The following is a 20649-nucleotide window of genomic DNA, read 5'->3' as shown; positions in this document are numbered from 1 at the left end:
CGCTCGGGCGGGCAGGGGTTGGCGGCGGCGAGCACGGCCAGCTGCTCCGCGGTGGGCTTGTCCTGCAACTCGACGTGACAGGAGAGCAGTTGGCGCACCGTCAGAGGGCGGTCCACGGCGAGGCCGTCACGGCGCGGACGGCTCGCGCGGATGTCGAGAACGGCGTCCAGGTCCACGCCGAGCGCGGCGGCGGTCCGGTCGACGAGCGCCGGGTCGTTGACGGGCAGCACGGTGAGGTGGTCGCCGGTGCGATAGGTCATGCCGTCGGGCAGCGCGAGCCGCACGAAGCGCTTCGTGCGGGGATGGCCGGGGGCGGTGAGGTCGTAGGCCTCGGTGACCGTCATCGGGACGAGCCCGTGCCGCGCGGCGAGTGCGTCCAGCGGCCCGCCGGTCACCTCGCGGACCTCGTACGCGTCCGAGGGCGCGGCGGCGTCCGGGGCTCCCAGCGCGTCGGGATCGCCGTACCGCTCGAGCAGAGCCCTGCGCAACCGCGCGGTGAACTCGCGTACGGCGCCGCCGAGATCGCCCGAGGCGTCGGCCGCCGTGCGCTCAAGGAGCCGGGTGCCGCCCAGCTCGGCGAGCCGCTCGTCGAAGCGCGTGGGGACGTGCTGATAGGTGGCGGCCCAGTTGCGGTCGCCCACGCCGAGGACCGCGTACGTGACGTTCTCGGCGGTGGCAGCGGGTGCGCCGTCCAGCCAGGAGGCGAACACCGCGGCGTCGTCGGTGGGACGGCCGTTGTAGGAGGCGGCGGTGATGACGACCGGGCGGTCGGCGGGCAGCGCGCCCGCGTACTCGTCCAGCGGTGCGACCTCGACGACACACCCCACCGATGCGGCCTCGTCGGCGAGTTGGGCGGCGAAGTCCCGGCAGGTTCCATAGTTGCTGCCGTGCAGGAAGAGCGCACGGGTGCCGGGCACGACGCGGGCGGGCAGCACGGCGGCGTCGGGCTCCGCCACGGTCCGGCCGGCCGTCGCGCCCGGCAGCTCGCCGTGCACGCGGTCGGCGGCGGTGCGCGGCGTCAGCGTGAGCGTGAAGCCGTCGGGCTTGAGGGTGAGCGTCTCCTTGACGGTGAGCCGGTAGTCGGCGTGGTCGTGCAGCCGGTAGCGGTGCACCAGCATCCCGAGCAGCATGGTCGCCTCGTGCAACGCGAACTGCCGCCCGATGCAAGCCCGTTCACCGGTTCCGAACGGCTTGAACGCGTGCGGGGAGCGCGCGGCCTCCGCCTCCGCGGTGAAGCGCGCCGGGTCGAACAGCTCCGGGTTGTCGCCCCACACGGGCTGCCGGTGCAGCATCGGCGTGAGCACGGTGACGCCCTGGCCCGCACGCAGCGGGATGCGGCCGCCGAGGAGCGTGTCCTCGCGGGCGTGGCGCCCGAACGCCGCGGCCGTCGGCCACAGTCGCAGCGCTTCGTTCAGGACCTGACGGGTGTACGTGAGCCGCCCGACCTCGTCGAAGGTCGGTTCGGGGTCGGCCGTGTCGCCCCACAGGGCATCGACCTCGCGCCGTACGAGGTCGAGCACGGCGGGATGCTTGGCGAGGTAGTACATCGCGAACGACATCGCACCGGACGTCGTCTCATGCCCCGCGATCAGGAAGGTGATCACCTGGTTGCGGATGTTGGCGGTATCCAGCTTCGAGCCGTCGCCCGGATGCGTGGCGCTGAGCATGAGGCCGAGCAGATCCTCGGCGGGCTCCGCACCGGGCGTGCCACCTGCCCCGGCCCGCGCGGAAATGACCTCGTCGACCACCTGCGCCAGATAGCCGGCGTCGTCCCGGAAGGCCGCGTCCGCCGCCGAGTGATCACTGCCCGGAGTGCGGCTCAGCCGCGTCATGCTCCACTCCAGGCAGCGGACCATGGACTCGACGAAGGGATGCGGCTCGGCCCGCTCGAACGAACCGAAGTCGTAGCCGAACCCGGCGAGCCCGATCGTGTCCAGCGTCATCCGGGTCATGTCACCCGGCACGTCCACGGGACGCCCGTCCCGCGCGCCGCGGTCCCACGACTCGATCAGCCGGTGCGCGACGCGCAGCATCATCGGGTGGTACGTACGCATCGAGCCCAGCGCGAACGCGGGCATCAGGATGTCGTGCGCGCGGGCCCAGTTGGGCTCGTCGTTGTACGCGGTGAAGAGGCCGTCGGCGGTGAACTCGCGCACGTTCTCCAGCGCGGGGCCGACGTGCTTGGCGAAGCGGGTCTCGTCGGCGAGCTCGGTGACGAGACCGAGATCGCTCACGAACAGCGCGTCGCGGCCGTGCAGCCGCCGCCGCACGACGGGTCCGTGACGGCGGACCAGTTCCATGGCCTGCTGCAGCGGGGCGGGCCCCGGCCCGGTGGCGGAGATGTCGATCAGCGGTACGCCGTCGAGGCCGGAGCCGGTGTCCTGGGGGAGCGGTGCGGTGGTGGTGGGGGGCATGGCGCGACAACTGCCTTTCGCCGTACGGAAGTCACTGCTCACCAGCTTGATCGCCGATCCCCGCAGGTCCGCGCCGTACCACTACATGATTGTGTAGTGGCGAATGATGCCCCGCTCTTGACTGCCCCCGGCTGGAAGGAGTCGCCCTGTGGACTCCATGGACTCCGTGCTGTGGCGCAACCGCGCCATGCTCCTCTTCAACCGCATCCCGATGCCTGTCGCGGTGTGCGACGCGAGCGGGGCGATCATCCTCGCCAACCCGGCGATGGCGGCGGAGTGGGGCGAGACCTCCGGCACCCTGCGGGGCCGCAACGTGCTCGAGCTGTTCCGCCCCGATGAGAAGACACAGGTGCTCCGGATCGCCGAGGCGGTGCGGCTGCGCCGCCGCTCGCGCTATCCGGTCGCGGTGCACTGGGAGGCGGCCGACGGGGTGCGACGGCACGGCGAGCTGACGGCGGAGCCGGTGAGCGACACGGTCGACGATGCCACCGCCCTGCTGGTGCTGCTCCGCGTCCTGGGCGAGGAGCGCGCACCGGCTCCGGCGCCCGTCGAGGCCGCGACCGCGGCCGAGGCCCGGATCCTTGCCCTGCTGGCCGGCGGTGCCACCACGGCTCAGGCGGCCCGCGAAACGGGCCTCACGCATGACGGCGTCACCTACCACCTGCGCCGTCTGACCGACCGCTGGGGCGCGGCGAACCGGACGGAACTGGTGGCGCGGGCGTATGCGCTGGGGGTTCTGGTCCCTGGGGTGTGGCCTCCGGCGGCGTGAAGCGAGCCTGCCGGGGGAGCGGCCCCTGCGGCCTCTTGGCAGAGGGCGGGGCTCAGCTCGGGGTGTCGCTCGGCTCGGCTGCGGTGCGGCGGTATTCGGCGTTGATGCGCTTTGCCTCTTCGAGCTGGTCCTCGAGGATGACGATGCGGCAGGCCGCCTCGACCGGGGTCCCCTGGTCCACCAGCTCGCGGGCGCGCGCGGCGATCCGCAGCTGATAGCGGGAGTACCGCCGGTGGCCGCCCTCCGAGCGGAGCGGTGTGATCAGCCGTGCCTCACCGATGGCCCGCAGGAAGCCGGGTGTGGTGCCGAGCATCTCGGCGGCCCGCCCCATGGTGTAGGCGGGGTAGTCGTCGTCGTCCAGACGACCGCTGAGCGGAGTATCTGCAGTCATGTCACCTCGTTGTGCCAACGCGTCGAGGGGCCCCAGTGCCGTACGGCACCAAGGCCCCGAAGGAAATTCAACACCATCTGTCGGCCCTATTGCTGCGCCGACCTATTGTTTCCGCCGTCCGGCCCGAGAAGTGGGCTGGAATGCGGGGATCGCTGATGCGTGACCGAGGACCACCTTCCATTCCGGGGTCTTGCGGCACCCGGGCCGAATCGATCTCGGGCCGGGCGATCCTGATGGCGTCTGCTCCTCCGTTCTTCCTCTGGGGTCTACACCTACGAGAGAAACCCTAGCCATGCGACCGACCAATGTCTACGCCCGCGAGCGTAGATTTTTTGCACTGCCACCCCGACACATGCGCGCGGGTACACGAAGAGGGCCCTGCCGGCGCGCGCCGGCAGGGCCCTCTTCGTTGTTCTGGTGTCGTGTCCTACGTCTCCCGCTACACGGGAGTGGAGGCGCCGAGCATCGCCGACGCGGACTGGACCGGTGTGAGGTCGGGCGGGGCAGGGTCCTCGGACGGGGTGCGGCAGGTGAAGCCGAGGTGTGTCATGGCGCGGGTGACTTCCCCGGCGCTGAAGTCACGCCGGTCCTGCCGGGTGATGACCGCTCCCACCTGCTTGATGGGGTAGTGGCGGCGGCCGATGATGACGGAGTCGCCCGTGATGGGCTCGGGCTTGATGCCCTTCATCGTCTCGAGCACCCCACTCTTGGTGAGGTCGAACGGGAAACGGGCGATGACGCAGCGCATGATGCCTCACAGGTGAGGAGAGGGGCCGACAGACAGAGGTGAGGTGATCAACGCACGAGGGCGAGAACGTCCCGTAGGCGGACCTGGTCCGTGTAAGCGGGGCCTTCGCGGACGGCGATGAGACGGGCCCGAGTGATCAGGCCCGTGCACAGGTCGTCCTCGTCGCACAGGAACAGATGGCCGGCGCCCGCGCCTGCCATGACCGAGAGGGCGAGCTCGACGGTCATGTCGTCACGGACCTGCGGTCCGCTCCCGTCCGGGCCGTCAGAGCTTTCGCCGCTGTCGGCCAGGAAGGCGGTGGCGGAGTCCGCCGGGCGGGGCTGAGTCTGAACCGGTGTCAAAGGTGTCTCCTGCAGGGGTGGGTGAACCTGATGATCGCGAAGCCTAGGCCGCCGAGCTGGAGGGGGGCTGCCCCTGAACGGCGCGGCGCGGAGCACGGTCGGTGCGCCGGTCCTGGGCGCTGCGGCTGCGGCGGCCCCGCGAAGAGGACGCGCTGCCGCGCCGGGGGCGCTCGGCGGCCGGCATGGAGATGGTGACCGGGACGCCCGAAGGAGTCTGGGCGCCGGTGATGCGGCTCAACTCCTCGTCGCCGGAGCGCACTTGGGCGGTCTGCGGGGTGATGCCCGCGGCGGACATCAGGCGGCTCATGTCACGGCGCTGGTTGGGCGTCACCAGGGTGACGACGCTGCCGGACTCACCGGCGCGGGCCGTACGGCCGCCGCGGTGGAGGTAGTCCTTGTGGTCGGTGGGCGGGTCGACGTTCACGACCAGGTCGAGGTTGTCGACGTGGATCCCGCGCGCGGCGACGTTGGTCGCCACGAGCACCGTCACATGACCGGTCTTGAAGTGGGACAGCGTCCGCGTGCGCTGCGGCTGGGACTTCCCGCCGTGCAGGGCCGCGGCACGGACACCGCTGTTCAGCAGGTGCTCGGTCAGCTTGTCGACGGCGTGCTTGGTGTCCAGGAACATGAGCACCCGGCCCTCGCGGGCAGCGATCTCGGTGGTCGTCCGGTGCTTGTCCGCGCCGTGCACGTGCAGCACATGGTGTTCCATCGTGGTGACCGCGCCCTGGGAGGGGTCGACGGAGTGGACCACCGGGTCGGAGAGGTAACGCCGGACCAGCAGATCGACGTTGCGGTCGAGCGTGGCCGAGAACAGCATCCGCTGGCCCTCGGGGCGTACCTGGTCGAGCAGCGCGGTGACCTGGGGCATGAAGCCCATGTCGGCCATCTGGTCGGCCTCGTCCAGGACGGTGATGCCGACCTGGTTCAGCCGGCAGTCGCCGCGGTCGATGAGGTCCTTGAGCCGGCCGGGCGTGGCGACGACGACCTCCGCTCCGGAGCGCAGCGCACCGGCCTGCTTGCCGATGGACATGCCGCCGACCACCGTGGCGAGCTTCAGCCTCAGGGCGCGGGCGTACGGCGTGAGCGCGTCGGTGACCTGCTGGGCCAGTTCGCGGGTGGGGACGAGGACCAGGGCGAGCGGCTGGCGCGGCTCGGCGCGCTGCCCCTCCGTACGGGCGAGCAGCGCGAGTCCGAAGGCGAGGGTCTTGCCCGAACCGGTGCGGCCACGGCCCAGTACGTCACGGCCCGCGAGGGAGTTGGGCAGCGTCGCTCCCTGGATCGGGAACGGCACGCTCATGCCTTCGCGGCCGAGCGCGGCGAGCAGCGGGGCCGGCATCGCGAGCTCGGCGAACGTCTCGACGGCCGGGAGCGCGGGGGTGACGGTGACCGGCAGGGCGAACTCGCCCTGGGGTGCGGAGGGGCGGCGTCCGTAGCCACCCGAACGGCTCGGGCCACCGGAGCGGCCGCCGGACTGTGCACCGAAGCGGCCCCCGCTGCGGCCTGAGCCCGACGAGCCCGAGCCGTAACTGGAGCCAGAGCCCGAGCCGTAACTGGAGCCGGAGCCGGATCCGTAACCACCGGAGCGGGCGCGAGAAGAGCGGTCGTTCGTGCGTGCGCGGTTCATGTGGAACCTTCCTTGATGCGGCACGTACCAAGGAATTTCCGCAGCGAGAACGCAGCGCGGAGAATCACGAGAACACGGGCCGGGGGAAATGCGTAAAGCGAATCCGGCCGACTGCAGTGTTCTGCGGGCGGATGCGCGGGAACGATTGACGTTCCGGACAGGGGCACGGCGAACAAGAGGTCGATGACACAGTGTTCGCGCAGATGATTCGTGGCCCTGGATGATGCGGGAAATACGCGAGCTGGGGCCCGCACCCCAAGGTGCGGGCCCCAGCTACAAAGTACGCGTGAGCGTCAGGCGGGAACGATGTTCTCGGCCGTCGGGCCCTTCTGGCCCTGGGCGATGTCGAAGTTCACCTTCTGGCCTTCCTGGAGCTCACGGAAGCCCTGGGCGGCGATGTTCGAGTAGTGGGCGAAGACGTCGGGGCCGCCGCCGTCCTGCTCGATGAAGCCGAAGCCCTTTTCAGCGTTGAACCACTTCACGGTGCCAATAGCCATGTTAAATCTCCTTCGGGGCAGTGCCCGGAGCCGCACTGTGCGGACTCCGCGTCGCCGCGATGATTGCCCCGCCGGAAATGACCGGAAATACAAAAGTGCTCCCACCGGCCCAAATGAGCGGTGAGGGCACTTGAAGTTTTTTGGGAACCACAACTGCAACTGAGATCGACAGTAGCACGGTACGGTCGGCTCTGTGTGGTAGAAAATGCCGTTCTGGCTGTCGTGCAAGAAACTCTCAGAGCGCGTCACGCTGATTTCTCTCACGGCCGGCACACATATTGGACCGCTCGAAACGCAGCGTTTCTGTCACAGGGGTCCGGCGCCGAGGATCAGGGCGTAGGAGCCCAGGCCGATCATGCGGCTGCCGGGGACCTGCTCATGTCCGATGTGCAGATCGCCGACGGCGCCGGTGTCCGGGTCGAAGGTGACTTCGGTGAGTGTGCCGATGTCCTCGCCGTACTCGGTGAGGACCCGCTTGCCGAGGAGCCGCTTGTGCGCACGGGAGTGCGGGCTGCGGCGGGCGTCCTCGGTCGCGTCCCCGGCGCCGGTGTCGATGATCACCGCGTCCGGGCCCACCCCGCGCACCTCGCTCCAGGGGACGCTGTCACTGCCGCGCTTCACGTCCCGCAGATACAGCTCCGTGATCCGGCAGGCCTGCGGATCGATGCCGAGTCCGGCCAGCTCCCCGGCGGGGCGGGCGTCGTCGGCGCTGATGACCGGGTGGCCCAGCACCTTGCTGAGCAGCATCATCGGGCATCCCCTTTCCGGAACCCCGTCTCACCCGCGGTCCGGAGCCGGTCCCATGCCGCGGTCAGCTCGTCGAGGTCGTCCACCGCCTGCCCGGCGAGCCCGGCCGGGATCACCAACGTGTCGCCGGTCATGGCCAGTCGGCCGTGCGCCGGCAGGAACGCCCTGCGCTCGTGCCGGCCCATCGCCTCGGTGGTGGCGACCTCGAAACCGGCCACCCGGCCACTGGTGCCGCCTTCGACCACCGCGTCCACCACGGTGCCCAACTCCAGCCCCGCATCGCTCAGTACGCGGGCCCCGCGCACCTGTCCGGTGTCGGCCTCGCCCCTGTCCACCACCGCGTCCCTGGCCCGCAGGACCTCCTCGGAAAGGATCATCACCGCGTCAGGACCCAGTGCGTGGACGCCGGGCCAGGGCAGGCCCTGCTTGAGCGGACCGGACAGAAGTCCCCGGCCCGCCAGCGTGAAACCCGTGATCTGTCCGCCCGCCGCGTCGAAGACGGTGTCCTTGACCTGGGCCACGGCTTCCCCACCGAGCGTGACCACGGGCCGCTTGGTCAGGTCGGCGGCCGGTATCAGCGTCGTCATCGCATCCTCCCGCGTCCCGCACGGCGGCCTCGCCGGACCACGATCGCGCCACCGCCCCGGCGCCGGGCCTGAGTTCCGATGACCGCACCGGTCAGCAGGAGCGCTGCGACCAGCACTGCGGTCAGCCACATCCACCAGATCACAGCCGTCCACCTCCCGTGTCGTCCCGCGGTTGAACCGGGTTCCCCTGCAAGGGTGACTTATACGGAGAGTCAAGTCACGGGAATGTAACGGGAGATGACGGGTAAGAGCCCGTGCACGGCGCGCTCTCACCCCGAGGGCGCCTTGTGTTCAGGGAGTGACGATGGTGGCCCCGACGAGCAGCGGTCCAGCACCCACGATGTCGTTCGCCGAGCGACATACCGCCGGCCCCGACCTCGCCGCAGCCGGGCCGCCGGCCGCCGAACACCCCCTGCCGCTCGCCGGCGGACGGCGCACGGCCGATCTCCGGGCCCTCTCCATGACGCTCTTCGCCCGCCTCGACGCGGTGGAGGAAGGCACGCCCCAGCACTCCTACGTACGCAACTCGCTGGTGGAGCTGAACCTCAACCTCGTGCGGTACGCGGCCCATCGGATGCGTCCGCGCGACGAATCGTACGAAGACGTCGTCCAGGTGGGCACCATCGGTCTGATCAAGGCGATCAACCGCTTCGACCTGCAGCGCGGCGTGGAGTTCCCCACCTTCGCGCTGCCGACCATCATGGGCGAGATCAAGCGCTTCTTCCGCGACACCACCTGGGCGGTGCGTGTTCCCCGGCGGCTGCAGGAACTCCGCCTGGACCTGGTGAAGGCCACCACGGATCTCGAGCAGACCAACGGCCACACCCCGACCACGGCCGAACTCGCCGAGCATTTGGACCTGGACGAGGCCCAGATCAGCGAAGGTCTCACCGCGGCCAACGGCTACACCACGGCTTCCCTGGACTTTCCGGCCGACGGCGTCGACTCGGACGACACGCTGGCCGACCACGTGGGCTACCGCGATCCGGAGCTGGACAAGGTCGAGGACCTGCACTCCCTCAAGCCGCTCATCGCCGCGCTCACGGAACGCGAACGCAAGATCCTTTCGATGCGCTTCGCCGCCGATATGACGCAGAGCCAGATCGGTGCGGAGCTCGGCATCTCCCAGATGCACGTCTCGCGCATCCTCAGCCGGACCCTCGGGCGGCTGCGGGTCAAGCTCCTCGACAAGAGGTAGCAGCAGGGCGCGAACCGCGCGCGGCTGTTTCGGGAGAGGCCACTGGGCTGATCTCGGTACGATGGCTCATGGGGGTGTGATGTCCACTGAGACCCATCGCCTGACCATCACCGAGCTCGCGAGTTGCTCCGACTCCGCGGTGCTGCGGGTCAGCGGCGAACTCGACCAGTCCTGCGAGGAGTACTTCCTGCGTACCCTCGGCGCCTCCGTCGAGGCCGGGCACCGGCATCTGGTCCTCGACGTGACGGCGCTGATGTTCTGCGACTCGCGCGGGCTCAACTGCCTGCTCGCCGTGCGCTGGCTGCTCGCCCGCCGCGAGGGCAGGCTGCTGCTCGCGGGGGCGGGGCGGCGCCTGTCGGAAATGCTGACGCTGACCGGCAGCACCGAACTGCTCCCCGCCCACCGCACGGTCGGCCAGGCCCTGCAGACCCTGCCGGCCGACCAGCGTCCGCTGTGGCCGCCGAGGGAGCCGTAGCCCCGGCCGCCCGCGCCCGGGAGCCGTTACTCCGTGCGCAGAGCCGTGGCCGTACGGGTCCTGGCCGCCCAGGTCGCGGGGAGCAGCGCGCCGAGGAGCGCGATGACGACCCCGGCGAGCCCCAGCAGGACCAGGTGCGAAGTCTCGTACACGTCGAGGACCGACGGCGGCAGACCCGTGCCCGCGGCGCGCCCCATCACCGGCAGCACGAAGCCGTGCAGCGCGAACCCGGCGGGCACGCCCACCAGACCGCCGACCACCCCGATCCCCGCCACCGAGGCGAGCACGAGGCTCACGGTCTGCCTCGGTGACATGCCGAGCGCCTTGCAGACGCCGATGTCGTGGACGCGCTCCCGGGTGTCGAGCACGACGGAGTTGAGCACCCCGAGACCCGCCACGGAGACCAGCATCAGGGTGAGCAGGACCGCCATGGCGTTCAGGACGAGGACCGTGCCCTCCTGCTCGGACGGGGGGTTGGCCATGGCGTCGCCGCCCAGCGGCTCGAGCATTGCGGCGAGCTTCTTGGCGTACGCGGCGGGGGAGATGTCCGCATCCACCTCGACCAGGAACGTCTGGGGCTCGGCCGTGGCGAATCCGGCGAGGTCCGTGTGGAGGTGCAGGCCGTCGTCCGAGGTGTCGAAGGCCTCACCGACGATCCGCAGGGTCCGTGTCTCCTTCCCGAGGGCCACCCGTACGGTGTCGCCGATCTCGGTGCCGGTCCTCTCCAGGAAGCGCGTGGACACCACGAGCTGCCCCGCACCGGTGATCCAGCGCCCGGCGATCATCTCGTAGCCGCCCGACGCCGGATCACCCTCGTAGAGGCTGGCCCGGACCGGTCCGGAGATCCCTCCCACGGTGACTTCCGTCTCCGTCATGCCGTAGTACGAGGCGGTGCCCGCCTGCGCCTCGACGGCGGCGCGCACCTTCGCCGGGTCGGCGGCCGGGGGAGACGTGTCGCCCGTCCCGGGGCGAGGCCCTTCGGGGCCGGCGCTCTGCCCACCGCTGAACACGGTGACAGCGGCGCGCTCCTCGGGATCCTGGGCGGCGCCGACCGCGTCGAGCGACGCGGTGAGACCCACCGCGAAGGTCGCCGCGACCGTGCCGAAGGCCACCGCGAGCAGCATCGCGAACGTACGGACCGGGTGCGCGAAGGGACTCGCGAGACCGTAGGTCACCGCACGCGGCAGCGGAAGCCGCCCCGCCGCCCGGTGCGCCCACTGGCCGCGCCCCGTGCGCGGCGCCCGGCCCACCGCGATGGCCTCGACCGTGCGAAGCCGCCCGGCCCGCAGCGCGGGGACCAGCGCCGCGACGCCGACGACGAGCAGCGCGGCGGCCGGCACCACGACATCCACCCACCAGGCCACCGACAGGGAAGCCGTGCCGTACACCTCCTCGGTGTCGGCGAGGAGCGGGACGGCGAGCAGGTTTCCGAGCACGACCCCCAGCGCGATGCCGACGCCCGCCGGTATCAGCGCCTGGGCCACATAGGCGCGCACGACCTCGCGCGGGGTGAAGCCGATGGCCTTGAGGATGCCGATCCTGCGCAGGCTCGTGCCGACCGCGCCGCTGATCACACTGCCGACGATGATCACGGACATCGCGATGCCGAGCACACCGAACGCGATCAGGAACGGGATGGTCGGCGCCGCGCCCTGATCCGCGGCGCGTTTGGTGTCCAGGTAGGACTGGGTGCCGAGCAGCGCCCCGGACGGCACCGCGGCGGCGAGCTTCTTCCGGGCGTCGGCGATCTGTTCCTTCGTTCCCGCTGAGTCGAAGCGGTAGAGCATCTGGCTCGTGACCGGACCGTCATCGGACGCGAGTTCCCTGACCTGGGCGGGCGTCGCCCACGCGTCGGCGGTCTTGCTGACCGACACGGCGAGGCCGACGACCGTGAGGGTCTCGGCGTCCGCGGCGTCCGACGTCCTCAGGGTGGAGCCGAGCTCGAAGGCGGGTCCGGCGAAGGACTCGTCAAGCACGATCTCGCCCGGTTTCGCCGCCCACCGGCCGGACTTCAGGTCCAGGTCGTCCACGGCGCCGTGCGGCGCGGACCGCCCGGCCAGCGTCAAGGTCGGCACGTGACCGCCGTCCGGGGCCACCGGACGGATCGTCGTGAGCGGGTAGGGGCCTTCGCTCGCCGTGACGCCGTCCTGCCGCCCGGTGGCCTCGATCCGCGCCGTGCTCGCCTTGGCCGGATCGAACTGCGCGGTGATGTGCGCCCCGTGCTGCTGCGCGAAGGCATGGTCGAAGGGGGCGTTCGCGGCGACCATGAGGGAGCCGGCGACCACGGCCGAGGCCACGGCCATCATCGTGGCCACGGCGATCACCACGGTCTGCACCCTGCGCCGCCCCACTCCGGAGCGCACGACACGGCCCAGCGCGCCGGTGCCCGAGCGGCTCATCGGAGCGCCTGCGCAGGCGTGTCGAGGGCGACTTGGCCGTCGACCAGGTGAATCGTGCGGCTCGCGCAGGCCTCAGCGAGCGCCAGATCATGCGTGACAAGGACGATCGTCTGTCCGCCGCGGTGCAGGTCCACGAGCAGCTCCCTGACGTCGTGGCCCGACGCCGTGTCGAGCGCTCCGGTCGGCTCGTCGGCCAGGAGCAGCGAGGGGCGGTTGACCAGCGCCCGGGCGACCGCGACGCGCTGGCGTTCGCCGCCCGAGAGACGGCCCGGATAGGCGCGGGCGTGCTGCTGGATGCCGAGGATCTCCATGAGCTCGACGGTGCGGGCCGCAGCCTTCTTCCGTGCGGTTCCGGTCAGTTGGGCGGGCAACCGGATGTTGTCGGCGACGGTGAGGTCGTCGAGCAGGTTGAAGAACTGGAAGACCATGCCGACCTGTTCGCGGCGGAACCGGGCGAGCGCGTGCTCGCTCAGCCGGTCGATGCGCCGCCCCGCCACCGTGACCGCTCCTTGCGTCGGCTTGTCCAGGCCCGCGACGAGATTCAGGAGCGTGGACTTGCCGCTGCCCGACGGGCCGGTCACCGCGAGGGCCTCGCCCTGGGCGACGCCGAGGTCGAGCGGCCCGAGCGCGGGCGCGCCCGCGCTGTCGTAGCGCTTGGCCACGCCTTCCAGTTCGATCACGTGAGTCATGGCAGGTGTCCGTCCTTGCGGTCGAGGGCTCATGCGGTTGCCGGCCCAGCTCAGCGAACGTAGGAGCGGGGGCCGTTGGAGCGCGTCGGCCGCGGCACCGACATCAGGACCTCCGCGCGGAGGACCCTGCCGCGGGGTCATCACTGCGACGTACTCCTGCGGGACGGGCCCCTGGTCGCGCAGGCTGATGCGGGCAGGAGCGGGCGGAACGCACAATGAGCCGGTGGACACGGGAGAGTGGCGCGTACGGCGTCAGCAACTGCGCGACGCGTTCCGCCCGGAGGCGAGGCCCGCCCCGTTGTCGTACCGAGAGGTGGGGGCAGATGTGGCCCTGGCGGTCCTGCTGACCGTCATCGCCCTGATCGTGGCGGCGCGTTACCCCGACAGCGGGCCGGTCACGATCGGGCAGGACTTTCCTGCCAGGCCCGAGCCGCCGCCTCCGGGCCCCGGGATACCGGACCACGAGACCTACGCCGCGCCCTGGCCGCTCGTCGCCCTCTCGGCACTGCCGCTGGCGGCCCGGCGCCGGTACCCGCTGGCCGCTTTCGCGGCGGTGCTGGTCGTGGCGCTGGCCATCGGCGAGGACAGGACGTCCTGGATCAACGTGCTGACCTGCGTCGTCGGCGCCTACAGCGCCGTCATGCACAGCCGGTACCGGCTACGGGCGATGGTCGTGCTGCTCGGCGCCGCCGTCCTGGCGGGCATCGCCTTCCGGGACACGGAGCCCGTCCTTCCGGGCTGGTCGAGCCCGGCGGTCGTGCTGCTCGTGGCGGGGGTGCTGGCCGGCCTTGTCCGGCTCTGGCAGCGGCAATTGGCGGCGAGCCGGGGCCGGTACGCGCACCTGCAGCAGGCGCAGGGAGAGGCCACGCGCCGGGCGGTGGACGAGGAGAGATCCCGCATCGCCGCCGAGCTGCACGACGTCGTGACCCACAATGTGAGCGTGATGGTGATCCAGGCGGGCGCGGCACGCAAGGTGATGGACGCGGCGCCGGAGCGGTCGAAGGAAGCGCTCCTCGCGGTCGAGGCCGGGGGCCGGGCCGCGATGGCCGAACTGCGGCATGTGATGGGCCTGTTGGCCGCCCCGGACACCGGCAGGGCCGACAGCCCGGCGGACGGCCTTGAGCCGCAGCCCGGCCTCGGACAGCTCGACGCCCTGATCGAACGCGTACGTGCCGCGGGGACACCGGTCCGCGTCACGGTGGGTCTGCCGCCGGACCCGCTGTCACCCGGCGTGGACCTCGCGGCGTACCGCGTCGTCCAGGAAGCGCTGACCAACACGATCAAACACGCGCCCGGCGCCGACGCCACCGTCGCCATCGGCCGCGCCGACGACCACCTGGAGATCGAGATCATCGACACCGGAGGCTCGCGAGACGCCCCGCAGGCGGACGGCAACGGCCGCGGTCTCATCGGCCTGCGCGAGCGCATCGCGGTCTACGGCGGCGAACTCACCGCCGGGCCGACCCTCACGGGCGGCTACCGCATCAAGGCCCGAATACCCTGGCCCACCACATGAGTTGGCCCCCGCTGCGCCTCGTCATCGCCGACGACCAGGCACTCGTACGCACCGGATTCGGGATGATCCTGGCCGCCGACGGCATCGAGGTGACGGCCGAGGCCGCCGACGGGGCCGAGGCGGTCGCCGCCGTCCGGCGCACCCGGCCCGACGTCGTCCTCATGGACATCCGGATGCCCCGGATGGACGGCATCGAGGCCACCCGACGGATCCTGGCCGGCGAAGGCCCGCACACGACCCGGGTCATCATCCTCACCACGTACGACCTCGACCACTACGTCTACGCGGCGCTCACGGCGGGCGCCAGCGGCTTCCTGCTCAAGGACGTCACCCCCGAGCACCTGGTGGCCGCCGTACGCCTGGTGCAGTCCGGCGACGCACTCCTCGCCCCCACGATCACCCGCCGCCTCATCGAACGCTTCGCCACCCGCGAGGAGAGCGAACCGGCCACCCTCCACCGCGACCTCTCCGACCTGACGCCCCGTGAGCTTGAGGTGCTCCGGCTGCTCGCGACGGGCCTCAGCAACGCCGAGCTCGCCGACCGTCTGTTCCTCAGCCCGACCACGGTCAAGACACACGTCGGCCGCATCCTGTCCAAACTGGACCTGCGTGACCGTGTCCAGGCCGTCGTGCTCGCCTACGAGACCGGGCTGATCTCACCGGGAGGCCGCGACGGCGGTACCTGAGCTCAGCGACGCCCTCGGATCTTGCGGAACAGCTGCTTGGCCTTGGCCCGGTTCCGGGGGTCGGCCGAAGCCCGGCGGGCCTGGCTGATCGCGCGCTGCCCCTGCGGGCTACGGACGAACTGCTTGATACGGGCTATGACTCCGGGCATGCCGACTCCTAGGACGAGAGAGCTGACAGCCTACGGCAGGTCCGTTGGCCCTCAAGTGGCACGGCCGGACGGTCTGGGGGTGGGCCAATGGCTCAGTGATTCAGGTGTCGGTTGAGCCAGTAGGGCTCTGGATGGTGTGATGTGTCTGTCGATGGCGCTGCGGATTCCCGCGGCGCCTTTTGCATGTGGGCAGGTCGAGCTGGACGAGAAGGGGGCGGGGAAGCCGTGCTGAAGAGGGTGTTCGTGGCGCCGGATCCGGGGCGGGTGCGGTTGCGGTTCGCCGCGCGGGCCGTCATCGGCATCGCGTTGGCGGTGGCCGTGTGCGGTCTGGCCGGGCACTCGCTCGTCGCGGCGATCACCGGTGGGCTCGCCGCTCTCCTCGCTCTCTTCACCGTGGGCGACGCGACGGTGAAGGGGCAGGCCGTCACCACGGCTCTGCTGCCCGCGGTCGGGTTCCCCGTGCTCGCTCTGGCGGCGGTGCTGCACGACGTACCCGTGGCGCGGGACGTCGCGTTCCTCTCCGTGATGGGCGTGGGCGTGTACGCGCGGCGGTGGGGGCCGCGCGGGCACTCGCTCGGGGTGTTCGCCTTCATGATGTTCTTCGCGACGCAGTTCCTGCACACGGGGCCGGGGCAGCTGCCCGAGCTGTTCGCCGCCATCCTGGTGTCGCTGTGCGCCTCGTCGGCCATACGGTTCGGACTGTGGTGCTACGAGCGCCGCCTGCCGCCCGCTGCCGTGCCCGCTGTGCCCGGTGGCAGGGGCCTTGCCAGGACGACCACCCGGCAGGCGGTTCAGGCGACACTCGGCGGAGCCTTCGCGCTCGCGGCGGGTCAGGTGCTCTCCCACGAGCGGTGGTACTGGGCCGTGGGCGCCACCTGGTGGGTGTTCGTGAACACCGCGTCGAGCGGGGAGACGCTGGTACGGAGCTTCCGGCGGGTGCTCGGCACGGTCATCGGCATCGGCGCCGGCTTCGTCCTCGCGGTCCCGCTGCACGGAGCGCCGGTGCCCTCAGCGATCGTCGTCGCCATCAGCGTCTTCGGGATCTTCTACACGGCCGCGGTCTCCTACACGTGGATGATGCTCGCGGTCACCGTGATGGCCGGCGTGCTCTACGGGTTGCTCGGGGTGTTGAACCCGGGGCTGCTCGCCCTGCGGGTGGCGGAGACCGGCGTGGGTGCGCTCGGCGCGGTCCTCGCCGTGCTCCTCGTCCTGCCCGTCACCACGCATGCCACGACCAACGCCTGGATCCAGCGCGCCCTGCGGTGTGTGCACGCCTGCACGGCGGAGGCCGCGGCCCGGCTCGCCGGGTCCGAGAGCGCCGATCCCGCGCCGCACGTCGCCGAGCTCGAGCAGCTCCTCGGGAAGGTGCGGTTCTCGCTCGCCCCGCTGGTCCACCCGCTCAGCCCGCTGCGGGCCCGCAAGGAACGCGCGCGTCAGGTGCTCGCGCTGCTCGACGCCTGCGCCCGCGAGGTGCACGGGCTCGCCTCGATCGCCGCGGACCCCGAGGCCTCGCACGACGACCGGCTCGCCGCCGCCTGCTGGCGCGTGGAGGCCGCCGTGGAGGCGCTCACCGCGCCGGACGCGGCACACCGTCCTGCCACCGACCCCCTCGCCCTGCCGCACCCCTCCACCGTCGAGCCCGTGCTGGCCCATCTGCACGGTCTGGAGAAGGCGCTCGTCGAGCTCGCCGTGCCGCTGCGCAGTCCGACGCGTACGCCCCTGATCGGGGCCTGAGCGATCACGCCGATCGATGACTCCGGCCGATGACACATGAGTGGCCTCTCGCGTGGTAGGCGAACTTCCGTACCTTCGGGCGCCGGGCCCATCCGTGAGCCTCCGCCCTGAGGGCGCTGCCGGACCGTGAGGCACGCGACTGGGAGGGATGCTGACCATGCCGGAGGAATCACCGTCGATCGTGCATGACGTGTCGGTCGCGGCGGCTGTCGGCCGACGCGCGCTGCCGAACCGGCTCTGCACCGCGTTCACGCAGTCGCTGGGCGCCCAGCGGGCGGCCCTGTCCTGGCTGCCACGGCTCGAGCACTGGCAACTGCTGCACGCCACCGACGAACCCGCCCTGCAGGCCGAGGCCGCACAGTTCACCCGCGCCGACGGTCCATCGGTCAGCGCCGCACTGGGGATGCGGCCCGTGTTCGTGCCGGACCTGCGCGACTATCCGTGCCGCACCGGACCGCCCCTGTACGAGGAACTGCCCGGCACCCGGCGCGTGCTGGCCCTCCCGCTGCACGCCGGTCACACCCCGGTCGGCGTGCTGTGTCTCTACTACACCGAGCGCGCCGACGTGACCCCCCTCCACATCACCCACGCGCAGCGCGCCGTCGCTCTCGCCCTCGACGCGCTGATGCGCTGGCGGCCCGTGCACGCCGGTACCGGCTGCCGGCGCCCGGTGTGGACCACCAGCACGCGCGCGGCGCGCTGGGAGCGCATCCACCAGGCGGCCGACTACATCGCCGCCCGCGAAGACTGCGCCGTCGCCCAGGGGTTGGCGTGGCTTCAGGAGGTGAGCGCGCGGGACAGCCTCTCGCTGCTCGACGTGGCCGACACCGTCCTGCAGCCGTCCCGCGCCCACCACGCCGACGAGCCCGAAGGGAGCAGCCGTGAACGAGCCCGTGGAAGTGCTGCTTGACCGCGTCCAGGAACGCGGAGGCTACGCCGTGCGGCAGGAGGCCGCAGGGGCGGTGCAGAGCGTCCTGGAGGTCCTGGGGGCGCATCTGGTGGGGAACGACCGCACGGACCTCGCGCGCCTGCTGCCCCAGCAGTGCGGCCCCCTCCTCACAGAAGGCTCACCGGCCAGTGAACCCCTGACGCCCGCCGCCTTCATCGCGGCGGTGGGCGCGCGCGTCGGCGTCGACCCGGGACAGGCCCGCCGCGCCGTCACCGCGGTACTCGCCACGGTCGCGGAGGTTGCCGACGACGCGCTGCTGCGCCGCATCCTCACGCAGCTACCGCCGGGGCACGCCGGTCTGTTCGGTCGTACGGACCCCACGTGAGGCGCGGACAGCACACCCCCTGAATGGAGGCTCGTGATGGCACGGACAGTTCCGCGGGGCAAGACCATGAAGGAAGAGGAAGCGGGGAGCCGCAACGCACCCGGTGCGCCCCCGCTCTCCGGATGGGCGCGCGCGATGGCCATGCTCCTTGCCTTCGCGGGGACGGTGGCCTTCGCGGTGCTGCTTGCCCGGCTGACGCTTGAGCCATCGGCCGCCTCCGAATCCTTGACGCACAGCAATCTGCGCCCCGGTGACTCGATCCGTGACTATCTCGCACAGCCCGCGTTCCGCGACACCCTCAAGCAGCTCGGCGGCAACATCGTCCTGGGCCTGCCGTTCGGCATGCTGCTTCCGGTGCTCGTGCCCCGCGCCCGGGGGCTCCTGCGCGTCATAGCCGTCACGGCACTGGTGATGCTCCTTGTCGAGCTGACACAGGGCGTCCTCGTCACCGGGCGGGCCTTCGACATCGACGACGTCCTGCTCAACACGACGGGCGCGGTCCTCGGCTACCTGCTGATCGGCCGCAGGCTGGGCCGCGCCGTGCATCCGCGCAGGCGGCACTGGTGGCACCGCTTCAGCAGGAGGTGACCGGCGGAGGGTGCCAAAGAGCGTCAGAGGGTGGTGAGCATGCCGTCACGCAGGCGGGCCAGGGTGCGGGACAGGAGGCGCGAGACGTGCATCTGGGAGACGCCGAGGCGTTCGCCGATCTGTGACTGGGTGAGTTCGTCGACGAACCGCAGCCGCAGGATCCGCCGGTCGCGCTCGCTGAGTCGGGCGAGCAGCGGGGCCAGGGCGTGGAAGTCCTCCACGAGCTCCATGGCGGGGTCCTCCGCGCCGATGAAGTCGGCAAGCGCCGCCTCGCTGTCGTCGCGGTCGCCGTGGACGGTGGCGTCGAGGGAGGTGGAGTTGTAGCCGTTGGAGGCGGTGCGGGCCTCGATGACCTCGTCCTCGGTGAGGTCCATCAGCTCGGCCAGTTCACTGACCTTGGGGGCGCGGCCCAGGCGCGTGCTCAACTCGTCGGTCGCCTTGGCGAGTTCGACGCGGGCCTCCTGGAGGCGGCGCGGGACGTGGACGGCCCAGGATGTGTCGCGGAAGAACCGCTTGATCTCGCCGACGATGTACGGCACGGCGAACGTGGCGAACTGGACCTCGCGGGAGAGCTCGAAGCGGCCGATGGCCTTGATCAGGCCGATCGTGCCGACCTGGACGATGTCCTCCATGTCGTCGCCGCGGTGGCGGAAGCGTCCGGCGGCGTACCGCACCAGCGACATGTTCATCTCGACGAGGGTGTTGCGGGCGTACTGGTACTCGGGCGTGCCCTCTTCGAGCGCGGCGAGCCTGGTGAAGAACAGCTTCGACAGGTCGCGGGCGTCCTTGGGTCCGACCGCCTGTGGGGAGACGATCTCCGGCAGTTCCGCGATGCCGGTGTCCGTGGATGTCCCGGTGGCCGCTGTCATGGTTGCCCTCCCCTGTCCGCACCGGCCCTCCGTCGTCCCCCGACCGGCCGGTGAAGCGCACGTACCCCCATGGCGGTGCTTCATGCGCCCCGTCGTGCAACAAGATCCGTTATGCGCCGGGGCGTTACAGGTCCGCATTGGCGGGCAAGTGTGCATCTCGGACAGCGGCCACCCCATATTCGGACGAGGCCACCCCGTACGAGGAGGGCTCATGAAGACGCACGGGATACGACTGGACACCGGACCGTCGGACCAGGCGGTCTTCGACAAGAGGCCGGAAGCCGTCGCCCACGCGCGGGACTTCGCCCGCGCCTTCGTGCGCAGGCTCCGCCCCGCCGTGGGCACCCAGGACGCCGCGAGCGTCGAACTCGCGGTCTCCGAGCTCGTCACCAACGTCGTACGACACGCACGCGGGACGTCGTGCGCCCTGCGCCTGCGGGCGCAGCCGGACGGCATAGCGGTGGTGGTCGGAGACGCCGATCCGCGACCGCCGCGGGAGCGCACGCCCGACCTGGCCGGCGGCACCGGCGGGTTCGGCTGGCCCATGGTCCAGCACATGGCCAAGGCGGTCACGGTGACCGTCGGGCCGAACGGCAAGACCATCCGGGCCCTCCTGCCCCGATAGCGGCGGCCCGCGGCGCCGTGGTGTGGACAATTCGCCCCCGTCTGAGGCATGTTCACCGGGCACATACAGGGTGGATCACCCCATGAGAGGGGTAATCCCGCGGCTAACAGAGGTGCGGACCGTGCGGGAGCGGTTCGTGCCCCGGAGTCGCCCCTGGGGGTGCACCATGCGGAATTTCCTGCGCAGGGCCGGATACGGAGCTCCTGAAGACCCCGGTACGTGGCGGGGCGGACCGGAGCACTGCCCGGCCGACGACCCGGCCGCCCCCCACCAGCGTGCCGCCGACCCGGCCTGCCCGGAGCGTGCCGCGGGCCACGAGGAGGCCG

At 71.3% G+C, this 20649-nt stretch carries 22 protein-coding genes; 10 read left to right on the top strand and 12 right to left on the bottom strand.

Translation table 11 applies throughout. The annotated features are described in order from the left end of the window. A partial coding sequence (locus tag ABD378_RS42375; RefSeq protein ID WP_344530552.1) for a cytochrome P450 occupies window positions 1-2414 on the bottom strand: 2414 nt, incomplete at its 3' end. A gap of 157 nt (window positions 2415-2571) precedes the next feature. On the opposite strand from ABD378_RS42375, the gene ABD378_RS42370 reads away from it, so the two are divergent. Continuing rightward, window positions 2572-3183 (top strand): PAS domain S-box protein, encoded by a 612-nt coding sequence (locus ABD378_RS42370; RefSeq protein ID WP_344530556.1) that lies wholly within the window; start codon window positions 2572-2574, stop codon window positions 3181-3183. Window positions 3184-3235: 52 nt separating this feature from the next. Here ABD378_RS42370 and ABD378_RS42365 read toward each other — a convergent pair whose 3' ends face one another. The 7 genes from ABD378_RS42365 to ABD378_RS42335 all read right to left on the bottom strand — a co-directional run bounded on the left by ABD378_RS42365 (window position 3236) and on the right by ABD378_RS42335 (window position 8121). Beyond that, window positions 3236-3574, bottom strand: coding sequence for a helix-turn-helix domain-containing protein (locus ABD378_RS42365; RefSeq protein ID WP_344530550.1), 339 nt, complete (start codon window positions 3572-3574; stop codon window positions 3236-3238). A 439-nt stretch (window positions 3575-4013) separates the two neighbouring features. Next, on the bottom strand, window positions 4014-4322 hold the full coding sequence (locus ABD378_RS42360) for an SCO5918 family protein (protein WP_344530548.1): 309 nt from the start codon (window positions 4320-4322) through the stop codon (window positions 4014-4016). A 47-nt stretch (window positions 4323-4369) separates the two neighbouring features. Then, on the bottom strand, window positions 4370-4663 hold the full coding sequence (locus ABD378_RS42355) for a CBS domain-containing protein (protein WP_344530546.1): 294 nt from the start codon (window positions 4661-4663) through the stop codon (window positions 4370-4372). 43 nt (window positions 4664-4706) lie between these two features. Next, window positions 4707-6290 (bottom strand): DEAD/DEAH box helicase, encoded by a 1584-nt coding sequence (locus ABD378_RS42350; protein ID WP_344530544.1) that lies wholly within the window; start codon window positions 6288-6290, stop codon window positions 4707-4709. A 293-nt stretch (window positions 6291-6583) separates the two neighbouring features. Then, window positions 6584-6787 carry a cold-shock protein gene (locus tag ABD378_RS42345; RefSeq protein WP_249591397.1) on the bottom strand — a complete coding sequence of 68 codons (204 nt, stop codon included), beginning with the start codon at window positions 6785-6787 and terminating at the stop codon, window positions 6584-6586. 306 nt (window positions 6788-7093) lie between these two features. After that, window positions 7094-7537, bottom strand: a complete 444-nt coding sequence (locus ABD378_RS42340; protein ID WP_344530539.1) for a PRC-barrel domain-containing protein — start codon at window positions 7535-7537, stop codon at window positions 7094-7096. Then, window positions 7534-8121, bottom strand: a complete 588-nt coding sequence (locus ABD378_RS42335) for a PRC-barrel domain-containing protein (protein ID WP_344530536.1) — start codon at window positions 8119-8121, stop codon at window positions 7534-7536. Before ABD378_RS42335 ends, ABD378_RS42340 begins: the two co-directional genes overlap by 4 nt. Window positions 8122-8425: 304 nt before the next feature. Between ABD378_RS42335 and ABD378_RS42330 the strand changes: the two genes are divergently transcribed. Then, complete coding sequence (locus tag ABD378_RS42330) at window positions 8426-9319, top strand: RNA polymerase sigma factor SigF (protein WP_344530534.1); 894 nt, start codon at window positions 8426-8428, stop codon at window positions 9317-9319. Window positions 9320-9398: 79 nt separating this feature from the next. Further along, window positions 9399-9794, top strand: a complete 396-nt coding sequence (locus ABD378_RS42325) for an STAS domain-containing protein (RefSeq protein ID WP_344530531.1) — start codon at window positions 9399-9401, stop codon at window positions 9792-9794. Window positions 9795-9820: 26 nt separating this feature from the next. Here ABD378_RS42325 and ABD378_RS42320 read toward each other — a convergent pair whose 3' ends face one another. Both ABD378_RS42320 and ABD378_RS42315 read right to left on the bottom strand, forming a co-directional pair. Next, on the bottom strand, window positions 9821-12193 hold the full coding sequence (locus ABD378_RS42320) for an FtsX-like permease family protein (protein ID WP_344530528.1): 2373 nt from the start codon (window positions 12191-12193) through the stop codon (window positions 9821-9823). Continuing rightward, the gene (locus tag ABD378_RS42315) at window positions 12190-12882 is read right to left on the bottom strand and encodes an ABC transporter ATP-binding protein (RefSeq protein ID WP_344530525.1); all 693 of its coding nucleotides are present in this window, start codon (window positions 12880-12882) and stop codon (window positions 12190-12192) included. Before ABD378_RS42315 ends, ABD378_RS42320 begins: the two co-directional genes overlap by 4 nt. Window positions 12883-13069: 187 nt before the next feature. Between ABD378_RS42315 and ABD378_RS42310 the strand changes: the two genes are divergently transcribed. Both ABD378_RS42310 and ABD378_RS42305 read left to right on the top strand, forming a co-directional pair. Next, window positions 13070-14398 (top strand): sensor histidine kinase, encoded by a 1329-nt coding sequence (locus tag ABD378_RS42310; RefSeq protein WP_386545949.1) that lies wholly within the window; start codon window positions 13070-13072, stop codon window positions 14396-14398. After that, complete coding sequence (locus ABD378_RS42305) at window positions 14395-15084, top strand: response regulator (protein WP_344530520.1); 690 nt, start codon at window positions 14395-14397, stop codon at window positions 15082-15084. The genes ABD378_RS42310 and ABD378_RS42305 overlap by 4 nt, the downstream gene beginning before the upstream one ends. A 2-nt stretch (window positions 15085-15086) precedes the next feature. On the opposite strand, the gene ABD378_RS42300 is transcribed toward ABD378_RS42305, so the two are convergent. After that, window positions 15087-15233, bottom strand: coding sequence for a hypothetical protein (locus ABD378_RS42300; protein ID WP_344530518.1), 147 nt, complete (start codon window positions 15231-15233; stop codon window positions 15087-15089). A gap of 225 nt (window positions 15234-15458) precedes the next feature. On the opposite strand from ABD378_RS42300, the gene ABD378_RS42295 reads away from it, so the two are divergent. The 4 genes from ABD378_RS42295 to ABD378_RS42280 all read left to right on the top strand — a co-directional run bounded on the left by ABD378_RS42295 (window position 15459) and on the right by ABD378_RS42280 (window position 18829). Then, window positions 15459-16967 carry an FUSC family protein gene (locus ABD378_RS42295; RefSeq protein ID WP_344530515.1) on the top strand — a complete coding sequence of 503 codons (1509 nt, stop codon included), beginning with the start codon at window positions 15459-15461 and terminating at the stop codon, window positions 16965-16967. Between the two features lie 157 nt (window positions 16968-17124). Beyond that, entirely contained in the window at window positions 17125-17877 is a 753-nt protein-coding gene (locus ABD378_RS42290; RefSeq protein WP_344530513.1) for a GAF domain-containing protein, read from the top strand. Next, window positions 17849-18241 carry a DUF2267 domain-containing protein gene (locus ABD378_RS42285; RefSeq protein ID WP_344530510.1) on the top strand — a complete coding sequence of 131 codons (393 nt, stop codon included), beginning with the start codon at window positions 17849-17851 and terminating at the stop codon, window positions 18239-18241. The genes ABD378_RS42290 and ABD378_RS42285 overlap by 29 nt, the downstream gene beginning before the upstream one ends. 36 nt (window positions 18242-18277) lie before the next feature. Continuing rightward, window positions 18278-18829 carry a VanZ family protein gene (locus tag ABD378_RS42280; protein ID WP_386545955.1) on the top strand — a complete coding sequence of 184 codons (552 nt, stop codon included), beginning with the start codon at window positions 18278-18280 and terminating at the stop codon, window positions 18827-18829. 23 nt (window positions 18830-18852) lie between these two features. Here the strand turns inward: ABD378_RS42280 and ABD378_RS42275 are convergent, their stop codons facing one another. Then, the gene (locus ABD378_RS42275; RefSeq protein ID WP_344530508.1) at window positions 18853-19698 is read right to left on the bottom strand and encodes an RNA polymerase sigma factor SigF; all 846 of its coding nucleotides are present in this window, start codon (window positions 19696-19698) and stop codon (window positions 18853-18855) included. A 211-nt stretch (window positions 19699-19909) separates the two neighbouring features. Between ABD378_RS42275 and ABD378_RS42270 the strand changes: the two genes are divergently transcribed. Then, window positions 19910-20323, top strand: coding sequence for an ATP-binding protein (locus ABD378_RS42270; protein ID WP_344530505.1), 414 nt, complete (start codon window positions 19910-19912; stop codon window positions 20321-20323). The last annotated feature ends 326 nt before the right edge of the window (window positions 20324-20649 follow it).

Origin of the sequence: Streptomyces rectiviolaceus (assembly GCF_039533825.1) — a bacterium.
In the GTDB taxonomy this organism is placed as follows: Bacteria; Actinomycetota; Actinomycetes; order Streptomycetales; family Streptomycetaceae; genus Streptomyces; species Streptomyces rectiviolaceus.
The sequence above is the reverse complement of the archived record's forward strand: the minus strand, read 5'-3'. Positions and strand labels throughout refer to the sequence as shown.

Bases quoted from the DNA above. Each gene is read 5' to 3' on its own strand.
- ABD378_RS42300 (WP_344530518.1), bottom strand. From the start codon at position 15,233: ATGCCCGGAGTCATAGCCCGTATCAAGCAGTTCGTCCGTAGCCCGCAG.
- ABD378_RS42330 (WP_344530534.1), top strand. From the start codon at position 8,426: ATGGTGGCCCCGACGAGCAGCGGTCCAGCACCCACGATGTCGTTCGCC.
- ABD378_RS42365 (WP_344530550.1), bottom strand. From the start codon at position 3,574: ATGACTGCAGATACTCCGCTCAGCGGTCGTCTGGACGACGACGACTAC.
- ABD378_RS42315 (WP_344530525.1), bottom strand. From the start codon at position 12,882: ATGACTCACGTGATCGAACTGGAAGGCGTGGCCAAGCGCTACGACAGC.
- ABD378_RS42280 (WP_386545955.1), top strand. From the start codon at position 18,278: ATGGCACGGACAGTTCCGCGGGGCAAGACCATGAAGGAAGAGGAAGCG.
- ABD378_RS42360 (WP_344530548.1), bottom strand. From the start codon at position 4,322: ATGCGCTGCGTCATCGCCCGTTTCCCGTTCGACCTCACCAAGAGTGGG.
- ABD378_RS42290 (WP_344530513.1), top strand. From the start codon at position 17,125: ATGCCGGAGGAATCACCGTCGATCGTGCATGACGTGTCGGTCGCGGCG.
- ABD378_RS42370 (WP_344530556.1), top strand. From the start codon at position 2,572: ATGGACTCCGTGCTGTGGCGCAACCGCGCCATGCTCCTCTTCAACCGC.
- ABD378_RS42345 (WP_249591397.1), bottom strand. From the start codon at position 6,787: ATGGCTATTGGCACCGTGAAGTGGTTCAACGCTGAAAAGGGCTTCGGC.
- ABD378_RS42310 (WP_386545949.1), top strand. From the start codon at position 13,070: ATGCGGGCAGGAGCGGGCGGAACGCACAATGAGCCGGTGGACACGGGA.
- ABD378_RS42305 (WP_344530520.1), top strand. From the start codon at position 14,395: ATGAGTTGGCCCCCGCTGCGCCTCGTCATCGCCGACGACCAGGCACTC.
- ABD378_RS42340 (WP_344530539.1), bottom strand. From the start codon at position 7,537: ATGATGCTGCTCAGCAAGGTGCTGGGCCACCCGGTCATCAGCGCCGAC.
- ABD378_RS42275 (WP_344530508.1), bottom strand. From the start codon at position 19,698: ATGACAGCGGCCACCGGGACATCCACGGACACCGGCATCGCGGAACTG.
- ABD378_RS42350 (WP_344530544.1), bottom strand. From the start codon at position 6,290: ATGAACCGCGCACGCACGAACGACCGCTCTTCTCGCGCCCGCTCCGGT.
- ABD378_RS42320 (WP_344530528.1), bottom strand. From the start codon at position 12,193: ATGAGCCGCTCGGGCACCGGCGCGCTGGGCCGTGTCGTGCGCTCCGGA.
- ABD378_RS42325 (WP_344530531.1), top strand. From the start codon at position 9,399: ATGTCCACTGAGACCCATCGCCTGACCATCACCGAGCTCGCGAGTTGC.
- ABD378_RS42270 (WP_344530505.1), top strand. From the start codon at position 19,910: ATGAAGACGCACGGGATACGACTGGACACCGGACCGTCGGACCAGGCG.
- ABD378_RS42335 (WP_344530536.1), bottom strand. From the start codon at position 8,121: ATGACGACGCTGATACCGGCCGCCGACCTGACCAAGCGGCCCGTGGTC.